Below are 16884 nucleotides of genomic sequence, written 5' to 3' on the forward strand. Positions count from 1 at the left end.
GTCGGCCGGACCGGGGAAATCTTCTCCAGGTCTTCCAGCCCCGCGCCGATCAGCTCCCGCTCGAGAGCCGACAGCACCGCTGCGGCGGGATCGTTAAGCTTCTTGTCCTCGGACATTCTGCCGCCTCTTGACGCCTGGCGCCGCCAGGCTTTCAGGCGTCCGCAGGGCGAATTGTGGCGCGCCACCCCCGCCGCACGGACTCCTCACCCATCTTTCCTGCTGTAAGTCTAGAGCCCGCCCCAGGGGTTTGAAACCCATGCACGGCTTCGATTTGAGAACGTCGTTAACGCCTTTTTTACCAGATAACACAGCGGGTTAACAGATCGTTCACCTTTGTGGCGGCGCGGAGGCGCCCCCGCCGCGGCGTCGCGACGGCCGCAGGGAGCCTGCGACGCGGCGGCTCTGGCGCCAGTTACGGGACGCCTGCATCATAATAGCGGCGAAAGAAGGACTGGCGCACGGCCGGGCCCGATGCTAACCGCGGTGAAACCAACAACAGGAGAGACCGCGACGCCGGCCGCGCGCCGGAGCCGCGACCACAGCAGGAGAGGGCATGCCCACGATCACCTATATCGACGCCGACGGAGAAAGCCGCACGGTCGAGGCGGCGGAAAACGCCACGGTGATGGAAACCGCGCTCAAGCACGACATTCCCGGCATCATCGGCGAATGCGGCGGCGCCTGCGCCTGCGCGACCTGCCACGTCTATGTCGACGAGGCGTGGATGGACCGCGTCGGCCCGGCGGAGGAAATGGAGCAGGGCATGCTCGATTTCGCCACCGACGTGCGCGAGAACTCCCGGCTCGCCTGCCAGATCTTCATGACCCCCGAGCTCGACGGCCTCGTGGTGCACACCCCTGTCCGCCAGGGCTGATTTCGTCCCGGGACGCGTTCGCGCAGCCCGCCGCCAGGGGGGCGCGCCGGAGGCCGGCGTCAGGGTCCGGTTCCGCGACCTCCCGCCTCGCCGGGGCAGACGTCCTAGCCGCGCCCCGGCGTCCTTTCACGCCGGGCGTTTCCCGCAGGGGCGGGCCGCGCGCCGTCCGCCGCGACGCGCCGGCGCCGTCTCAGGGCGGCGGGGCGCCGTTTCGTCCGGCCAGCGCGTTCAGCCCGCCGCGCAGCGCATCCGCATCATGACCCGCCGCCGCCAGCGCCGCCTCCAGCGCCGCGTGCGCCTCCTGCCACGTCGCCAGCGCCCTGGCCAGCAGCGCCTGCCCCTCCGCCGTCAGCGCCAGCCGCCGCGCCCGCCGGTCTTTCGCGTCCGCCGCGGCGCGCACCAGGCCCCGCCGCTCCAGCGGCTTCAGCGCCGCCGTCAGCGTGGTGCGGTCGGCGCCGAGCACGGCCGCGACCGCGCCGATGGTCGGCGGTTGCGGCTGGTTCAGCGCCATCATCAGCGAAAACTGGCTGTTGGTGAGCCCGAAGGGCCGGAACGCCTCGTCAAACCGCCGCGCCAGAGCGCGCGCCGCCCGCTGCGCGTGCAGGCACAGGCAGGCGTCGCGCGTCATCGCCGCGCCGGCGAAACTGACAGGCCGGGCCTGTCCTCCGCGACCGTCGCCGCCGCCTTCCGTCATCATCGCTCCACCCAGGTCCGCGCCGCCCGGGCCGGCGGGCGCTCCCGCATCCGCCTGCCAGCTTCCGCAGCGTCCGGCAAGTGAGCGGACGGCGGCCAGGCCAGACATGGCGCAAATATATGTTGATACCAACTTGAATCCAGGGGAAGCTTTCCTGCGCCGCCGCCGCCCCGCCGCCCGGCCGGCGGGGACGCGGGCGTGCGCCGCCCGCAGCTCAGGCGCGTGGCGGGCGGGGCGCGGGGCCTGCGCGGGCGCCGCCCGCAGCAAAGGAGATACGCCAGTGAACGAAGCGACCAGTCAGGGCGCCGCCGCAGGCGCCGCGGCCGCCGCGACGCCGATGTGTCCGGTGGTGCATTTCGAAATGCCGGCCCATGACCGGGCCAGGGCCATCGCCTTCTATTCCGGAGCCTTCGGCTGGAAAATGCAGCAGCTGGGGCCCGACATGGGCAACTACATCCTCGCCGAGACGGCCGGTTCCGACCTGCCGCCGCCGGGGTTCCGCGGCGCCATCGGCGGCGGCCTGTTCGAGCCGGCCGGACCGGCGGCCGGGGCGGGCGTCTCTGTCGTGCTCGCCGTGGAGAATCTCGAGGCCGCGGCGGAGCGGGTGCGCCGCCACGGCGGCCAGACGACCGGCGAGGCCATGGTGATCCCCGGCGTCGGCCGTTTCATGTCCTTCACCGACACCGAGGGCAACCATAACGGCATGCTGGAGCCTTTCGCCGCCGCAGCCCCGCAGGCGCAGCCAGGCTGAGCGCCCGCGGCCGCGAAAACGCGAACGGCGCCGCTGCAGGGCGGCGCCGTCCGTTTCCGTTCTTCCTGTTCCGTTCCCTGCTCCCGGCCGCCCGGCGGGGGATCAGCGCGACAGCTCGCGCATCGCCTTGTCCAGCCCCTCCAGCGTCAGCGGGTACATGCGCTGGCTGAACAGGTCGCGGATCATGCCGATCGACTGGGTGTAGCTCCAGTGCTCCTCCTTCACCGGATTGAGCCACACCGCCTTGGGGAAGTGATCCAGCATGCGGGTGATCCACACGCGGCCGGGCTCGTCGTTCCAGTGCTCCACGGAGCCGCCCACCATGGAGATCTCGTAGGGGCTCATCGAGGCGTCGCCCACGAACACCAGCCGGTAGTCCGGCGGGAAGGTGCGGATGATGTCCTCGGTGGGCGTCACCTCCTGGAAGCGCCGGCGGTTGTCCTTCCACACCCGCTCGTACAGGCAGTTGTGGAAGTAGAAATGGTCGAAGTGCCTGAACTCGCTGCGCGCGGCCGAGAACAGCTCCTCGGCCTTCTCCACGTGCCAGTCCATCGAGCCGCCGACGTCGAGGAACAGCAGCACCTTCACCGCGTTGCGCCGCTCGGGGCGCAGCCTGACGTCCAGGTAGCCCTTGCTGGCGGTCTCGTGGATGGTGCCGTCCAGGTCCAGCTCCTCCGGCGCGCCGGTGCGGGCGAAGCGGCGCAGGCGCCGCAGCGCCACCTTGATGTTGCGCGTGCCCAGCTCCACCTGGTCGTCCAGGTCTTTGAACTCGCGCCTGTCCCACACCTTCACCGCCGAAAAATTGCGGTTGCCGTCCTGGCCGATGCGCACGCCTTCCGGGTTGTAGCCATAGGCGCCGAAGGGGGAGGTGCCGGCGGTGCCGATCCACTTGTTGCCGCCCTGGTGGCGCTCCTTCTGCTCCCTGAGGCGCTGTTTCAGCGTCTCCCACAGCCTGTCCCAGCCGAGGGCCTCGATTTCCTTCTTCTCCTCCTCGGTCAGGTAGCGTTCGGCCAGCTTGCGGATCCACTCCTCCGGGATCTCCTCCGCCTCGACGGCGTCGCCGACGCGCTCGACGCCCTTGAACACCTTGCCGAACACCTGGTCGAACCGGTCCAGGTTGCGCTCGTCCTTCACCAGGCAGGCGCGCGACAGGTAATAGAAGTCCTCGACCTTCTTGTCCGCGAGGTCCTGCTCCAGCGCGCCGAGCAGGGTCAGGTACTCGCGCAGGGAGACCGGCACCCTCGCGGCGCGCAGTTCGGTGAAGAATTTCAGAAACATGTTTCTCCCTCGCCGGCGGGCGCGCCCCTGCGGTCCGCCGCTGTCGCGCCGCGCGCCCTTTCAGGGCGCCGTCGCCGCGCCAGCCGCCGCCGGCGTCCGTCGCGCCCGGCCATGGCCCAGCCTTGTCATCGCCGCTTCCGCCCCGCGCCGCGCCGGCCGGCGCAGGCGCGCGAAAACGTGTTCACGCTTCTCGATGTTCCTGTCTATCACGCGGGGAGGGCAGGATAGCAAGTCCCGCCGGCGGGTCGCACGGCGGGCAGGCCCGGCGTCCGTCGCATGGCTGCGCGCCAGGCGGGCGCAGGGGGGGCGCCGGCGCAGGGTCCAGGCCGGCGCGGCGGCCCGGGTCAGCGGCGATGGCGGAAAGGTGCGGAGGGGGACATTCGGGCGCGCCATTCGGGGGAGGGTCGCGCCCTTGCGCCGGCGCGGTCATGTGAGGGGGCTGGGACCGCGCCGCCACCGTTGTCCTCGCCCTCCGCGCCGCCTATCGGGCGCAAGCGCGCGCCGTCCGTCAAGCGCCTTTCCCCAAAAAAAACACGGGGCGCCGTCAAATGTGATCGCCGTTATTCTGGAGCGTGGCCGTAGCGGCGGCAGGCGGGATACGCGCGACATCAGTGGTCACGGCCGCAAACACTGCAAGACAGCATGAAAAAGGGCCGGCGAACGCAACGGCGCCTCCGGCCCGTGAGGGCGGCGGGCGCGCGGCCCGCGCCCCTGCCGGCGCGTCAGTCCCCCGTGACGCGCCAGCCGTTCTGGCGCGTCAGCGACGCGGCCCGTGCTTCTCCGGGCCATTCCCCCTGTGCGGGCCGTCGAACGGGCCGCGCGAGAGCAGCACGCGCAGGCGGCGCTGCTGGTCGGCGCTGAGGGTGTTGTAGAGCGGCTCGATGGCGTCGGCGAGCCTGCGCATCGTGGCGGCCTGGGCCTCGGCCATGTCCGCGCCCTTGCGCAGGCGCTCCGGATAGCCGGCGCGCTTGCCTTCCTCACGCGCCTCCTTGCGCTCCTCGCGGAACTTCGCCATGCGCTCCGCCCGCTCCTTCGCCTGGTCGCGCAGGGCCTTCTCCACCGCCGGCCACAGCTTCTCCTGGTCGGCGTTGAGCTTCAGGCCGGCCTTGAGCGCGGCGATGCGGGCGTCAAGGAAGGCGGCGCGGTCATCGGCCGAAAGATGACGCTCTTTCGCCGGCGCCCCGTCGTTCGGAGCTTCGGCCTGCTGGGCGAAAGCCGCGCCGGAAGCGACAAGGGCGGCGCCAAGGGCGAGTGCGGCGATCTTCCTGTTCATGTGCGTCTGTCCTCCTGAAAAGTACCGGCACTGTGGCGCGCGGCCAGCCAGATGGCAAATTAATCTTCTGTAATGATCTGAAGCTGCGCCGTTATTGGGGCCAGAATGGGGACTGTCCGCGTCCTGATTTGAACACAGGTGTTAATTTTTCGATTATCTTTTCATATGTTTTCCGTAATGGACATGAGTACTTGCGGGTCAGGAAAAAGCGGCGCGCAGGCGGAAGGCGGCGGGCGCGCGGCCGCCGGCCGGCGCGGGGGGGCGCAGAGGGGCGCCGTCGCGGCATGGCCCGTGCGCATGCGCATGCCTCGACAGCCGCGCCGCGATGGCGTAACCGCGTTCATGGTCCGGTCCGCCCGGGACCGGAAGGACGTCAGGGAGAAAACGGCATGCGGGAGAGCATCAGGGACAAGTTCGTGGTCTGCGGCATCGACGAACTGCCGGCGCAGCCGCAGGCGCGCTCCATCACCCACGTGCTCTCCATTCTCGATCCCGGTTACGAGGAGCCGGAGGCTTTCCGGGCGTTCGGCGACCACCGGCGGCTGACGTTGCGCTTCCACGACATCATCGCGCCCGCGCCGGGCATGGTGATGCCGGAGCGCGAGGACATCATCCGCCTGCTCGAGTTCGGCGAGACCATCGATCTCGTGCCCGAAAAGCACGATCACCTGCTGGTGCACTGCCACATGGGCGTCTCGCGCTCCACCGCGGCCATGGCGACGCTGCTGCTGCAGGACCATCCGGACGCCGACGAATATTCGATCTTCGCCCGCATCCTGAAGGTGCGCCCGCAGATGTGGCCCAATTCGCGCATGATCGCGCTGGCCGACGAAATCCTCGGGCGCGGCGGCCGCTTCGTCGAGGCGCTGCGCCGGCTCTATGGCCACCAGCGCCGCGTGCGGCCGGAAATTGCGGACATGATCCGCCTTTACAACCGCGGCGCCGAGGTTGACAGCGCCATCATGGACTGATCGCGAAACGCAATTTCGCCAGGCGGGGCACTTGCCTCATGCGGCTGTCCCCGCCTACTGTCCGCCCCGGCCACGATTTTATATAAAACGGAAAAGCAGCATGCGATTTGAGGGTACCGATTCCTACGTCGCGACGGAGGACCTGAAGGTCGCCGTCAACGCGGCGATCGTGCTTGAGCGCCCGCTTCTGGTCAAAGGCGAGCCGGGCACCGGCAAGACCGTGCTGGCGGAGGAGGTGGCGCGCGCGCTTGGCGCGCCACTGATCACCTGGCACGTCAAGTCCACCACCAAGGCGCAGCAGGGCCTCTACGAATATGACGCCGTGAGCCGCCTGCGCGACAGCCAGCTCGGCGACGAGCGGGTGCACGACATCCGCAATTACATCAAGAAGGGCAAGCTCTGGGAGGCCTTCGAGCACGACGGCCGCGCCGTGCTGCTGATCGACGAGATCGACAAGGCGGACATCGAGTTCCCCAACGACCTGCTGCTCGAGCTCGACCGCATGGAGTTCCATGTGTACGAGACCGGCGAGACCATCCGGGCGAAGCACCGGCCGGTGGTGATCATCACTTCCAACAACGAGAAGGAGCTGCCCGACGCCTTCCTGCGCCGCTGCTTCTTCCACTACATCCGCTTCCCCGACGAAGAAACCATGAAGGCCATCGTCGAGGTGCACTATCCCGGCATCCACCACCGCCTGGTCGAGGAGGCGCTCAAGCTGTTCTTCGACATCCGCGACGTGCCGGGCCTCAAGAAGAAGCCCTCCACTTCCGAGCTGCTGGACTGGCTCAAGCTGCTCATGGCCGAGGACATCGGTCCGGAGGCGCTGCGCGAGCGCGATCCGCGCAAGGTGATCCCGCCGCTGCACGGGGCGCTGCTCAAGAACGAGCAGGACGTGAGCCTGTTCGAGAAGCTCGCCTTCATGGCCCGCCGCGAACTGCGCTGAGCCGTCCGCGCGCCGCTTCCCGCGCATGCAGGGCCGCCCCTCGCCAGGGGCGGCTTTTTTTGTCTGGCCGGCGCGGCCAGGCTGCCGGCGAGGAGAAGGCGGGCGGCCGGGGGGCGGGAGAGGGAAGGCGGAAGGCTGTCGCGGGGCGTGCGTTTCCCGCGCAAAACAAAAACCCGCGCGGTGGGGCGCGGGTTGTTGCTGTCCGCCTGTCCGGGAGGCGCGCCGGCCGCAGGGGCGGCTGCGGCGCTGGCCGGACGCCGGAAAGGGCGCGGGCGACGGCGCGCGCCGCCCGTTCCCGCCGCGGGCGCGGATTACTCCGCCGCCCTGGCGTAGCCGAGGCGCTGGCGCAGCTCCTGCAGCAGCTTTTCCGCAGCCTGCGGGATCACCGTGCCCGGCGGGAAGATCGCCGCCGCGCCCGCCTTGTAGAGCGCGTCAAAGTCCTGCGGCGGGATCACGCCGCCGACCACGATCATGATGTCCGGACGGCCCTGCGCCGCCAGCGCCGCCTTCAGCTCCGGAACCAGCGTCAGGTGGCCCGCCGCCAGCGACGACACGCCGACAATGTGCACGTCGTTCTCGATGGCCTGGCGCGCGGCCTCCTCGGGCGTGGCGAACAGCGGGCCGATGTCGACGTCGAAGCCAAGGTCGGCGAAGGCCGAAGCGATCACCTTCTGGCCGCGGTCGTGGCCGTCCTGGCCCATCTTCGCCACCAGGATGCGCGGACGGCGGCCGTCCTCCTGCTCGAACCTCTCCACCAGCTCCTGCACGCGCCGCACGTCGTCCATGGCGGAAGCCTCCCGCTTGTACACGCCCGAGATCGAGCGGATCTCCGCCTGATGCCGGCCGAAAACCTTCTCCAGCGCCAGCGAGATCTCGCCCACGGTGGCCTTGGCGCGGGCGGCGTCGATGGCGAGCGCCAGCAGGTTGCCGTCGCCGCGCGCGCCTTCCTCCAGCGCCTTCAGCGCCGCGTCCACCTCGGCCTGGTTGCGCTCGGCCCGCAGGCGCTTCAGCTTCTCGATCTGCGCCGCGCGCACGGCGGAGTTGTCCACCTTGAGCACGTCGATCGGCTTCTCGTTCTCCGGGCGGAACCTGTTGACGCCGATCACGGACTGCATGCCGCTGTCGATGCGCGCCTGGGTGCGGGCCGCGGCCTCCTCGATGCGCAGCTTCGGAATGCCGGCCTCGATGGCTTTGGCCATGCCGCCCAGCTCCTCAACCTCCTGGATGTGCTTCCAGGCCTTCTTCGCCAGCTCGGCGGTGAGGCGCTCGACGTAGTACGAGCCGCCCCAGGGGTCGATGATCTTCGTCGTGCCGCTCTCCTGCTGCAGGAACAGCTGGGTGTTGCGGGCGATGCGGGCCGAGAAGTCGGTGGGCAGCGCCAGCGCCTCGTCCAGCGCGTTGGTGTGCAGCGACTGGGTGTGGCCCTGGGTGGCGGCCATGGCCTCGATGGCCGTGCGGGTGACGTTGTTGAACACGTCCTGGGCGGTCAGCGACCAGCCGGAGGTCTGCGAGTGCGTGCGCAGCGGCAGCGACTTGTCGTTCTTCGGGTCAAACTGCTTCACCAGCCGCGCCCACAGCAGGCGCGCGGCGCGCAGCTTGGCCACCTCCATGAAGAAGTTCATGCCGATGGCCCAGAAGAACGACAGGCGCGGCGCGAACTGGTCCACGTTGAGGCCGGCGTTGAGGCCGGCGCGGATGTATTCGACGCCGTCCGCCAGCGTGTAGGCCAGCTCCAGGTCCTGCGTCGCGCCGGCTTCCTGCATGTGATAGCCGGAGATCGAGATCGAGTTGAACTTCGGCATGTGCGCCGAAGTGTAGGCGAAGATGTCGCCGATGATCCGCATCGAGGGGCCCGGCGGATAGATGTAGGTGTTGCGGACCATGAACTCCTTGAGAATGTCGTTCTGGATGGTGCCCGCAAGCTTGTCCGGGGTGACGCCCTGCTCCTCGGCCGCGACGACGTACAGGGCCATGACCGGCAGCACGGCGCCGTTCATGGTCATCGACACCGACATCTGGTCCAGCGGAATGCCGCTGAACAGCGTGCGCATGTCGTAGATCGAGTCGATGGCGACGCCCGCCATGCCCACGTCGCCGGTGACGCGCGGATGGTCGCTGTCATAGCCGCGGTGGGTGGCGAGGTCGAAGGCCACGGACAGGCCCTTCTGGCCCGCCGCGAGGTTGCGCCGGTAGAAGGCGTTGGAGTCTTCCGCCGTCGAGAAGCCGGCGTACTGGCGCACCGTCCACGGCTGGTTGACGTACATGGTGGGGTAGGGGCCGCGCACGAAGGGCGGCAGGCCCGGCAGCGTGTCGACGAACGACAGCCCTTCGCGGTCCGCCGGCGTGTAGACGCCCTTGACGTCGATGCCTTCCGGCGTGGTCCACGGTTCGCCCGTCGCTTCAGGAGCCGCGATCCGGGGCGCTTCCCAGCTGATGGACGTGAAGTCAGGTATCCTGGTCATGTGACTGGCCATTTCTTGATCCGCCAGGTCCCCGCCGGGGCTTCCGGCGCCGGCGTCCGCGGGGCTCTGGCGCCTCCGCCGCAGGGCCGGCGCCCTGGCGACTGTTTCACCAGACGGCGGGGTCCGCGCCTCCGCCGTCAAATCCATTCGGCTCAGGCCAGGTCAATGGCCTCGGAGAGCACGGCGATCAGGTCGGCTCCCATACAGGCGAAGCGGGTGACGTTCGCCTCCTTCAGCGCCGCCTCCAGCTCCGCGGAGGGGCGGCCCGCCAGGTACAGCGCGCCGGCGCCGGCCGCGGTGAGCGCCTTCGCCGCCGCCACCGCCTGTCCTTCGTAAATCGCATCCGACGAGCAGATGCAGGCGATGCGCGCGCCCGACTGGCGGAACGCCTCCGCCATCGCCTCCAGCGACGGGAAACCGTCGTTGGTCACCGCCTCAACGCCGCCGGCCTCGAAGAAGTTCTTGGCGAAGGTGGCGCGGGCGGTGAAAGCCGCGATCGGGCCGAGATTGGCGAGGAACACCTTCGGACGCGCGCCCTTCTCCGCAAGGCGGCGGTCCGACAGGTCGCGCAGCGCCTCGAACGGCTCGGCGTCGCGCAGCGACGGCAGCGCCTCCGCCACCGGGGCGGCGACGCGGCCGAGGCCGTCCGGCAGCGCCGCGCCGGCCTTCGCCTGGTCCACCAGCTCCTCGAAGGAGGCGGCCACGTCCATGCGGCGCGCGTCCTGGGGCAGCGGCGCGACCGGAGCCGGCGCGAGCACCTCCACCGGGGCCTCGTTGATGTCCGGGAACTCGCTGGCGCCGGTGACCGGCAGCTGGCGGCGGGCGATCTTCTCTTGGCGTCCGGCGCGCACCCCGGCGACCGCGTTCTGGATCAGGCCCGACTTCAGCGCCGCGACCACGCCGCCGGCGGCCTCGATCTTCTGGAACTCCGCCCAGGCCAGCCCGCACAGCTCGCGGGTCAGCGCCTCGACGCCGCCCGAGCCGGCCGCCGGATCGGTGACGCGGGCCAGGTTCGACTCTTCCAGCAGGATCAGCTGGGCGTTGCGCGCCATGCGGCGGGCGAAGGCGTCCGGCAGGCCCAGCGCCGCGGTGAACGGCAGCACCGTGACGTTGTCCGCGCCGCCCACGCCGGCGGCGAAGGTCGCCACCGTCACGCGCAGCATGTTCACCCACGGGTCGCGGCGCGTGGTCATGCGCCAGGACGTCTCCGCCGACACGTACAGCGGCGCCGGCTCAAGGCCGCACAGCTCCTGCACCCGCGCCCACAGCAGGCGCACGGCGCGGAACTTGGCCAGGGTCATGAACTGGTCGGCGTCCGCCGGCAGCAGCACGGTGACGGCGTCGCGCGCCGCCTCCAGCGACTGGCCGCGCGCCGCCAGGGCCCGCAGGTAGCACACGCCCGCCGCCAGAACCCAGGCCAGCTCCTGGGTCTGCGAGCCGCCGGCCTCATGCACCGGGCGGGCGTCCACCCGCACCAGGTTGCGCCTGTAGCCGCGGGCGGCCAGGTCGCGCACCGTGTCGGCCATGCGCTCCAGCTGCGTCTCCACCGGCAGCGGCGAGGCGCCGGTGCGCAGGATGTCGCCCAGCGGGTCAAGGCCGAAGTCGATGCTGACGTCCGACGGCTTCAGCTTGCGCGCGTCCACCAGCGCCGCCGCCAGCGCCGCCGTGTGGCGCCACAGGTACGGGGCCGGCTCCAGCCGCAGCGGGACGAGGTCCAGCAGCACCCGGTCGAGCGTCTTCTCCAGGTCGGCGAGGGTGTTCACCGCCACGCCGGCGCCGCGCGCCGTCGGCGCCCCGGCGAAACGCAGCGCAAGGCCGCTGGCGCCGCCGTTCAGGTCCGCCAGCGCCTGCCCGTTGGCCTCGTCCGCCGCAGGATGGTCAACCGACTGCGTGACCGTCCAGGCGCCGGAGCCGGCGCGCACCGCGCGCGGCGCGTCAGCCGGGCCCTTGTCATACAGCGGCTGGATCGCGATGCCTTCGCCGGTGCGGGTGACGAGCTTCTTGTCAAAATCGGCGCCCTTCAGCACCTTGTCGACAAGCTTGCGCCAGTCGTCGCGGGTGTACTCCGGAAAGGCGGGGGCGAGACAGGTTTCGTCCATGGGAACTAGCCGGCTTTCGAATACGGTGGGCTGGGGACGGCCGCGCGTGGCTTCGCCGTCCGGTTTTGTCAACCGTCGGCCTTAGTCCCCAGACGGGGCCTCGTCAAATGCTAAAGCGCCCCACCGGCGCCGCTCCGCTCCGGGATATTCCGCCAGGAGCCCTGAAGCGCAACGGTTTTGCGGCTGGCCAAGCGCTTGTTTGACAATTGCTCCGCCTGGCCGCGGCCGGCCGGAGCCGGGCGCCGTCGGGCCGTCCCCGCGCGCGCCGCAGGCGACCGCGCTGCGAATGTGAGCGGGGGAAGGCGCCAGGACGCCGCGGCTTGTCCTATGCTGGGGCCGCGGGCCAGAATCACCGCGGGCGGCGGTCCGTCGCCCGGCCTGCACAGCGATGGAGCGCCCGCATGGCGGACGATGGTATGGCGGACGATGGTTATGTCCTGATCGGTTTCACCAGTTCTCCCGATCATGAGCCGCAGATGCTCGACCTGCGGCTGGCCAACCGGCACGGCCTGGTGGCCGGCGCCACGGGCACCGGCAAGACCGTGACGCTGCAGGTGCTGGCCGAGGGCCTCTCCCGGGCGGGCGTGGCGGTGTTCGCCGCCGACATCAAGGGCGATCTCTCCGGCGTGTCGCAGATGGGCGACGCCCAGCCGCATTTCGTCCGGCGCGCGCAGGAGTTCGGCTTCGACTACACGCCGGAACAGTTTCCGGTGGTGTTCTGGGACCTGTTCGGCGAGCAGGGCCATCCGGTGCGGGCCAGCATCGACGACATGGGGCCGCTGCTGGTCTCGCGCCTGCTGGAGCTGAACGACACCCAGGAGGGCGTGCTCAACATCGCTTTCCGCGTCGCCCGCGAGCAGCAGATTCCGCTGGTCGATCTCGCCGACCTGCGCGCCCTGCTGGTCCATGTGGGCCGGAACGCCAAAACCCTCGCCCAGACCTACGGCAACATCGCCACGCAGTCGGTGGGGGCCATCCAGCGCCAGCTGCTGGTGCTGGAGAACCAGGGCGCCGACCGCTTCTTTGGCGCGCCCGCCTTCGACATCAACGACCTGCTGCGGGTGGACCCGGCCAGCGGGCGCGGCGTGATCAACATTCTCGCCGCCGACCGGCTGATGAACAGCCCGCGGCTCTACGCCACCTTCCTGCTGTGGATGCTCTCCTCGCTGTTCGACCGCCTGCCCGAGATCGGCGATCCGCCCAGGCCCAGGCTCGCCTTCTTCTTCGACGAGGCGCACCTTCTGTTCTCCGACGCGCCGAAGGCGCTGCTGGACCAGATCGAGCGGGTGGTGCGGCTGATCCGCTCCAAGGGCGTGGGCGTCTATTTCGTCACGCAGAATCCGCTGGACGTGCCGGAAACCGTGCTCGCCCAGCTCGGCAACCGCGTGCAGCACGCCCTGCGCGCCTTCACCCCGCGCGACCGCAAGGCGGTGCGGGCCGCCGCCGACACCTTCCGCCAGAACCCGGCGTTCGACGCGGCGGAGGTCATCACCGAACTGGCCGTGGGCGAGGCGCTGGTGTCGGTGCTGGAGGGCAGGGGCACGCCATCGGTGGTGCAGCGCACGCTGGTCGCGCCGCCCTCGGCGAAGGTGGGGGCGATCACGCCCGCGCAGCGCCAGGCGGTGATCGCCGCCAGCCCCTTTCCCGCCTCGCGCTTCGCGCCGCAGCCGCGCCAGACGGCGCAGCAGCGCATCGCCGAACTGGAGGCGGCCGCCGCGCCGCCGCAGGAGGCCGGGGAGGACGGCGGCGGGGGCGGCGGCCTGCTGGACAGCGTGCTCGAAGGCGCGCTTGGCGGCGGCAAGGGACGCAGGAAGCAGAGCATCACCGAAAAGGTCATCTCCACCGCGGCGAGCTCCGCCGCCCGCCGCATCGGCACGAAGATCGCCAATGTCCTGCTCAAGAGCCTGTTCGGCGGGAAATGACCGGGCGGCGGCGCGCGTGAGATGACCTCAGACCAACCAGGCGCGTGCGCGGACGCCGCTCCGGCGCGCGCGCCGGGAACGCCTCCGCCGGGCGGCCCGACCAGCAGGGCCCGCAGGGCGCGTTCCGCGCTGGAGCAGGAAAGACCATGAGCCAACACGATCCGCGGCTGGACGCCGTTCTGACCCGTATTGACGCCGATCTCGACGCCGCGCTGGCGCGCCTGTCGTCGTGGCTGCGCATCCCCTCCGTCTCGACCGATCCGGCCCGCGCCGGCGACTGTCGCGCCGCCGCGGCGTGGCTGCAGCGGAACCTGGCGGAGCTGGGCTTCGAGGCCAGCGTGCGCGACACCCCCGGCCATCCGGTGGTGCTCGCCCGCACTCCGGGCGCCGGCCGGCGCCGGGCGCTGTTCTACGGGCATTATGACGTGCAGCCGCCGGAGCCGCTGGAGCAGTGGCGCAGCCCGCCGTTCGAGCCGCGGATCGTCACCCTGGACGACGGCCGCCGCGCCATCGTCGCCCGCGGCGCCGCCGACGACAAGGGCCAGGTGATGACCTTCATCGAGGCCTGCCGCGCCTGGAAGGCCGTGCACGGCGAGCTGCCGCTCGACGTCACCGTGATGGTGGAGGGCGAGGAGGAGGTGGGGTCGCCGAACACCCCCGCCTTTGTCGCAGCCCACCGGGACGAGCTCGCCGCCGACGTCGCCCTGGCGTGCGACACCAGCATGTGGGACGCCGCCACGCCGGCCATCACCACCAGCCTGCGGGGTCTCGTCTATGAGGAGGTCACCATCCGCGCGGCCGACCGTGACCTGCATTCCGGCCTGTTCGGCGGCGCGGCGCAGAACCCCATCCGCGTGCTGGCCCGCATCATCGCCGGCCTGCATGACGACAGCGGCCGGGTGACGCTGCCCGGTTTCTATGAGGGCGTGCCGGAAACCCCGCCTGAGGTGCTGGAGCAGTGGCGCGGCCTGGGCCTGGACGCCGCGCGGTTCCTGGGGCCGGTGGGGCTGTCGGCGCCGGCCGGCGAGAAAGACCGCATGGTCATCGAGCAGATCCAGTCGCGCCCGACCTGCGACGTCAACGGCATTTTTGGCGGTTACACGGGGCCGGGGGCCAAGACGGTCATTCCGGCGGAGGCGACGGCCAAGCTGTCGTTCCGCCTGGTCGGCGACCAGGATCCGCTGAAGGTGCGCGCCGCCTTCCGCGACTACGTGCTGGCCTCGCTGCCGCCGGACTGCACGGCGACCTTCGCCGGTCACGGCGCCAGCCGCGCCATCGCGCTGCCCTTCGACCTGCCGGACCTGCGCAGGGCGGCCGCCGCGCTGGAGGCGGAGTGGGGACGCCCGGCGGTGACCATCGGCTCCGGCGGCTCCATTCCCATCGTCGGCGATTTCCGGGAGCTGCTCGGGGTGGACACGCTGCTGGTCGGCTTCGGCCTCGACGACGACCGCATCCACTCGCCGAACGAGAAATATGACCTGACCAGCTTCCACAAGGGCGCGCGCTCGTGGGCGCGCATTCTCGCGGCGCTGGCGGCGTGAGCGGGCGCCCGGCGCGGGGGCGCGCCGGCGGCCGGACGGCGGTCGCCGGAGCCCGGGCCGGATCGTGGCGTGTTTTTTTCCCGTTTTGCGGACGCGCCGTGGAGCGCGCCGGCGACGCGGGACGCGCGGGGGCGGATGCGCGGGGCGCGGGAGACATGCCATAAACGGAGAGCAGAATCAGGCTTTCGCAGGGGCGCCCGCGACAGGCGCGGAGCGCCACGCGAACGTGGGGGGAACACAGCAGCATGAAACGGGCAGGCCTTCGCATCCTCGCCGCCGCCGTCGCCCTGGCGGCGGGCGCAGCAGGCGCCGCTGAAAAGCCGCCGGCCGGCGTCACCGGCGTCGTCGTCGGCGCCGCGACCGGCCGCGACGGCGTCATCGCCGACCCGCGCACCGGGGACGTCGCCGAACAGATCATGGCCGTGCGTCGCAAGGTGCGCGAGGCGGTCAGGCGCAGGGACCGCGCCGCGCTCGAAAAGCTCTACCACGAGCGCTTCACGCACCTGCGCGAGACCGGGCGCGCCGAAACCCGCAAGGAGCGCATCGACTTCCTGCTCTCCGGCCAGACCGGCATCGAACTGGCGCCCGCCGACCAGGCGCTGGTGGAGACCTATTCCCCCGACACCGCCGTGCTCAGCGGCGTCGACGTCATCCACAACCGCGAGAGCGGACGCAGCGGCGCCTTCCAGTGGCTGCAGCTGTTCGTGCGCGGCCCGGACGGCCACTGGCGCATCGCCCTGAGCCAGGCCAACCGCACGCCACGGCCCGAATAGGGCCCTCAGCCCGCCGGCGGGGGCGCGCCTGCCGGCGCGGCGGCCGGGCCCGGCCCCGGCGCGGCGGGGGCCTCCGCCGCGCCGCCGTCGCCCGCGAGGTAAAGAGTCTGGGTGGGGAAAGCGAAATCCGCGCCGTGCGACTGGACGATGCGGATGATGCCCAGAAACACCTCCTGCTGCGCCTCCAGCCACTCGCCCCAGTTGGTGGTGCGGGTGAAGCAGTACACCATGATGTTCAGCGACGAGGCGGCGAATTCGTTGAAATAGACCAGCAGCGTCTGGCTCTGGTCGATCAGCGGGCTGGCGCGCAGCATGTCGCGTATGTCGCGCGTCACCGCCTCGACGCGGCCGGCGTCCTCATAGCGCAGGCCGATGGTGGCCATGATGCGCCGGTTGGTCATGCGGCCGGGATTCTCCAGGCAGATGGAGGAGAACACCGAATTCGGCACGTAAAGCGGGCGGTGATCGAAGGTCATGATCCGCGTCATGCGCCAGCCGATCTCCTCCACCGTGCCCTCGATCTTCCGGTCCGGCGACGACACCCAGTCGCCGATGTTGAACGGACGGTCGAAGAACAGCATGATCCCCGAAAACACGTTGCCGAGGATGTCCTTGCTGGCGAGGCCCACGGCGATGCCGCCGATGCCGCCGAAGGCGAGCAGGCCCGAAAAGCCGATGCCGAAATGCTCGCCGAACGCCAGCGCCGCCACCAGCGCCAGGCCCAGCTTGAGAACGCGGGCGATGGCGCGCGCCGACGTGGGATCGCTGCCCTTGAGGATCTGCGCGTGCGTCAGCCGGTTGATCAGCATGAACAGCTCGCGCATGACGATGGCGCAGATCACCGCCGCCGTCAGCGTGTTCACCAGGTCCGCTGACAGCTGCGGAATGTCGTAATGGTCCAGCGCCAGCCCGGCCATGCGCCGCAGCGCGAACACCATGCCGGTGAGCAGGCCGATGCGCAGCAGGTGCGCGAGGATGCTGTGGCTCCATTCATGGCGCCGCCGCATCAGCGTGGACACCACCGCCGCGGAAAGGCCAAGCGTCGCCGCCAGCCCCGACAGGACAAGAAATTCGCTCAGCGTCCCCAGCGGCATGACGGCTCCGGAGGTTGGGCGCCGGACGGCGCGCGCTGCTTCGCCAGCGATGGCGTGGCCGCCGGTTTCCGCGCCGGGGGGGCGTAACGCCAGCCCCGGCTGCGCGGCGCGCCTGCGATCGCGACGGCGCCCGGCCGGTGACGGGGTCACACGGCCGCGACAGCGTGAGCATAGCCGCGCCGCGTCCGCGCGCAAGGCGGGAAAGG

General features: G+C 70.8%; 13 protein-coding genes. 7 read left to right on the forward strand and 6 right to left on the reverse strand.

What is annotated here, in order from left to right:
- Nucleotides 1-553 precede the first annotated feature (553 nt).
- The gene (locus ACFFJB_RS05215; protein ID WP_376830114.1) at nucleotides 554-874 is read left to right on the forward strand and encodes a 2Fe-2S iron-sulfur cluster-binding protein; all 321 of its coding nucleotides are present in this window, start codon (nucleotides 554-556) and stop codon (nucleotides 872-874) included.
- Nucleotides 875-1064: 190 nt separating this feature from the next.
- Here ACFFJB_RS05215 and ACFFJB_RS05220 read toward each other — a convergent pair whose 3' ends face one another.
- Nucleotides 1065-1568 carry a MarR family winged helix-turn-helix transcriptional regulator gene (locus ACFFJB_RS05220; protein WP_376830116.1) on the reverse strand — a complete coding sequence of 168 codons (504 nt, stop codon included), beginning with the start codon at nucleotides 1566-1568 and terminating at the stop codon, nucleotides 1065-1067.
- A gap of 280 nt (nucleotides 1569-1848) precedes the next feature.
- Here ACFFJB_RS05220 and ACFFJB_RS05225 point away from each other — a divergent pair, with 280 nt between their 5' ends.
- Nucleotides 1849-2319, forward strand: a complete 471-nt coding sequence (locus ACFFJB_RS05225; RefSeq protein WP_376830118.1) for a VOC family protein — start codon at nucleotides 1849-1851, stop codon at nucleotides 2317-2319.
- A gap of 102 nt (nucleotides 2320-2421) precedes the next feature.
- On the opposite strand, the gene ACFFJB_RS05230 is transcribed toward ACFFJB_RS05225, so the two are convergent.
- Entirely contained in the window at nucleotides 2422-3597 is a 1176-nt protein-coding gene (locus tag ACFFJB_RS05230; protein ID WP_376830120.1) for a vWA domain-containing protein, read from the reverse strand.
- 757 nt (nucleotides 3598-4354) lie between these two features.
- Nucleotides 4355-4870, reverse strand: coding sequence for a Spy/CpxP family protein refolding chaperone (locus tag ACFFJB_RS05235; RefSeq protein ID WP_376830122.1), 516 nt, complete (start codon nucleotides 4868-4870; stop codon nucleotides 4355-4357).
- A gap of 389 nt (nucleotides 4871-5259) precedes the next feature.
- Between ACFFJB_RS05235 and ACFFJB_RS05240 the strand changes: the two genes are divergently transcribed.
- Nucleotides 5260-5841: a tyrosine phosphatase family protein gene (locus ACFFJB_RS05240; protein WP_376830124.1), complete on the forward strand. Its 582-nt coding sequence runs from the start codon at nucleotides 5260-5262 to the stop codon at nucleotides 5839-5841.
- 100 nt (nucleotides 5842-5941) lie between these two features.
- Nucleotides 5942-6787 (forward strand): AAA family ATPase, encoded by an 846-nt coding sequence (locus tag ACFFJB_RS05245; RefSeq protein WP_376830126.1) that lies wholly within the window; start codon nucleotides 5942-5944, stop codon nucleotides 6785-6787.
- A 311-nt stretch (nucleotides 6788-7098) separates the two neighbouring features.
- Here ACFFJB_RS05245 and scpA read toward each other — a convergent pair whose 3' ends face one another.
- Both scpA and ACFFJB_RS05255 read right to left on the reverse strand, forming a co-directional pair.
- Nucleotides 7099-9249 carry a methylmalonyl-CoA mutase gene (gene scpA / locus ACFFJB_RS05250; RefSeq protein WP_376830128.1) on the reverse strand — a complete coding sequence of 717 codons (2151 nt, stop codon included), beginning with the start codon at nucleotides 9247-9249 and terminating at the stop codon, nucleotides 7099-7101.
- 152 nt (nucleotides 9250-9401) lie between these two features.
- The gene (locus tag ACFFJB_RS05255) at nucleotides 9402-11348 is read right to left on the reverse strand and encodes a methylmalonyl-CoA mutase family protein (RefSeq protein WP_376830130.1); all 1947 of its coding nucleotides are present in this window, start codon (nucleotides 11346-11348) and stop codon (nucleotides 9402-9404) included.
- 416 nt (nucleotides 11349-11764) lie between these two features.
- Between ACFFJB_RS05255 and ACFFJB_RS05260 the strand changes: the two genes are divergently transcribed.
- The 3 genes from ACFFJB_RS05260 (at nucleotide 11765) to ACFFJB_RS05270 (ending at nucleotide 15584) form a co-directional block, all read left to right on the forward strand.
- The gene (locus tag ACFFJB_RS05260; protein WP_376832551.1) at nucleotides 11765-13270 is read left to right on the forward strand and encodes a helicase HerA-like domain-containing protein; all 1506 of its coding nucleotides are present in this window, start codon (nucleotides 11765-11767) and stop codon (nucleotides 13268-13270) included.
- Between the two features lie 146 nt (nucleotides 13271-13416).
- Entirely contained in the window at nucleotides 13417-14811 is a 1395-nt protein-coding gene (locus ACFFJB_RS05265) for a M20/M25/M40 family metallo-hydrolase (protein ID WP_376830132.1), read from the forward strand.
- A 245-nt stretch (nucleotides 14812-15056) separates the two neighbouring features.
- Entirely contained in the window at nucleotides 15057-15584 is a 528-nt protein-coding gene (locus ACFFJB_RS05270; protein WP_376830134.1) for a nuclear transport factor 2 family protein, read from the forward strand.
- Between the two features lie 5 nt (nucleotides 15585-15589).
- On the opposite strand, the gene ACFFJB_RS05275 is transcribed toward ACFFJB_RS05270, so the two are convergent.
- Nucleotides 15590-16678 (reverse strand): mechanosensitive ion channel family protein, encoded by a 1089-nt coding sequence (locus tag ACFFJB_RS05275; protein WP_376830136.1) that lies wholly within the window; start codon nucleotides 16676-16678, stop codon nucleotides 15590-15592.
- Nucleotides 16679-16884 lie beyond the last annotated feature (206 nt).

The organism is Camelimonas abortus (assembly GCF_042432745.1).
In the GTDB taxonomy this organism is placed as follows: Bacteria; Pseudomonadota; Alphaproteobacteria; order Rhizobiales; family Beijerinckiaceae; genus Camelimonas; species Camelimonas abortus.

Coding starts and splice junctions, on each gene's coding strand:
- scpA (WP_376830128.1), bottom strand. CDS start 9,249: ATGACCAGGATACCTGACTTCACGTCCATCAGCTGGGAAGCGCCCCGG.
- ACFFJB_RS05245 (WP_376830126.1), top strand. CDS start 5,942: ATGCGATTTGAGGGTACCGATTCCTACGTCGCGACGGAGGACCTGAAG.
- ACFFJB_RS05240 (WP_376830124.1), top strand. CDS start 5,260: ATGCGGGAGAGCATCAGGGACAAGTTCGTGGTCTGCGGCATCGACGAA.
- ACFFJB_RS05215 (WP_376830114.1), top strand. CDS start 554: ATGCCCACGATCACCTATATCGACGCCGACGGAGAAAGCCGCACGGTC.
- ACFFJB_RS05255 (WP_376830130.1), bottom strand. CDS start 11,348: ATGGACGAAACCTGTCTCGCCCCCGCCTTTCCGGAGTACACCCGCGAC.
- ACFFJB_RS05220 (WP_376830116.1), bottom strand. CDS start 1,568: ATGACGGAAGGCGGCGGCGACGGTCGCGGAGGACAGGCCCGGCCTGTC.
- ACFFJB_RS05260 (WP_376832551.1), top strand. CDS start 11,765: ATGGCGGACGATGGTTATGTCCTGATCGGTTTCACCAGTTCTCCCGAT.
- ACFFJB_RS05235 (WP_376830122.1), bottom strand. CDS start 4,870: ATGAACAGGAAGATCGCCGCACTCGCCCTTGGCGCCGCCCTTGTCGCT.
- ACFFJB_RS05265 (WP_376830132.1), top strand. CDS start 13,417: ATGAGCCAACACGATCCGCGGCTGGACGCCGTTCTGACCCGTATTGAC.
- ACFFJB_RS05275 (WP_376830136.1), bottom strand. CDS start 16,678: ATGCCGCTGGGGACGCTGAGCGAATTTCTTGTCCTGTCGGGGCTGGCG.
- ACFFJB_RS05270 (WP_376830134.1), top strand. CDS start 15,057: ATGAAACGGGCAGGCCTTCGCATCCTCGCCGCCGCCGTCGCCCTGGCG.
- ACFFJB_RS05230 (WP_376830120.1), bottom strand. CDS start 3,597: ATGTTTCTGAAATTCTTCACCGAACTGCGCGCCGCGAGGGTGCCGGTC.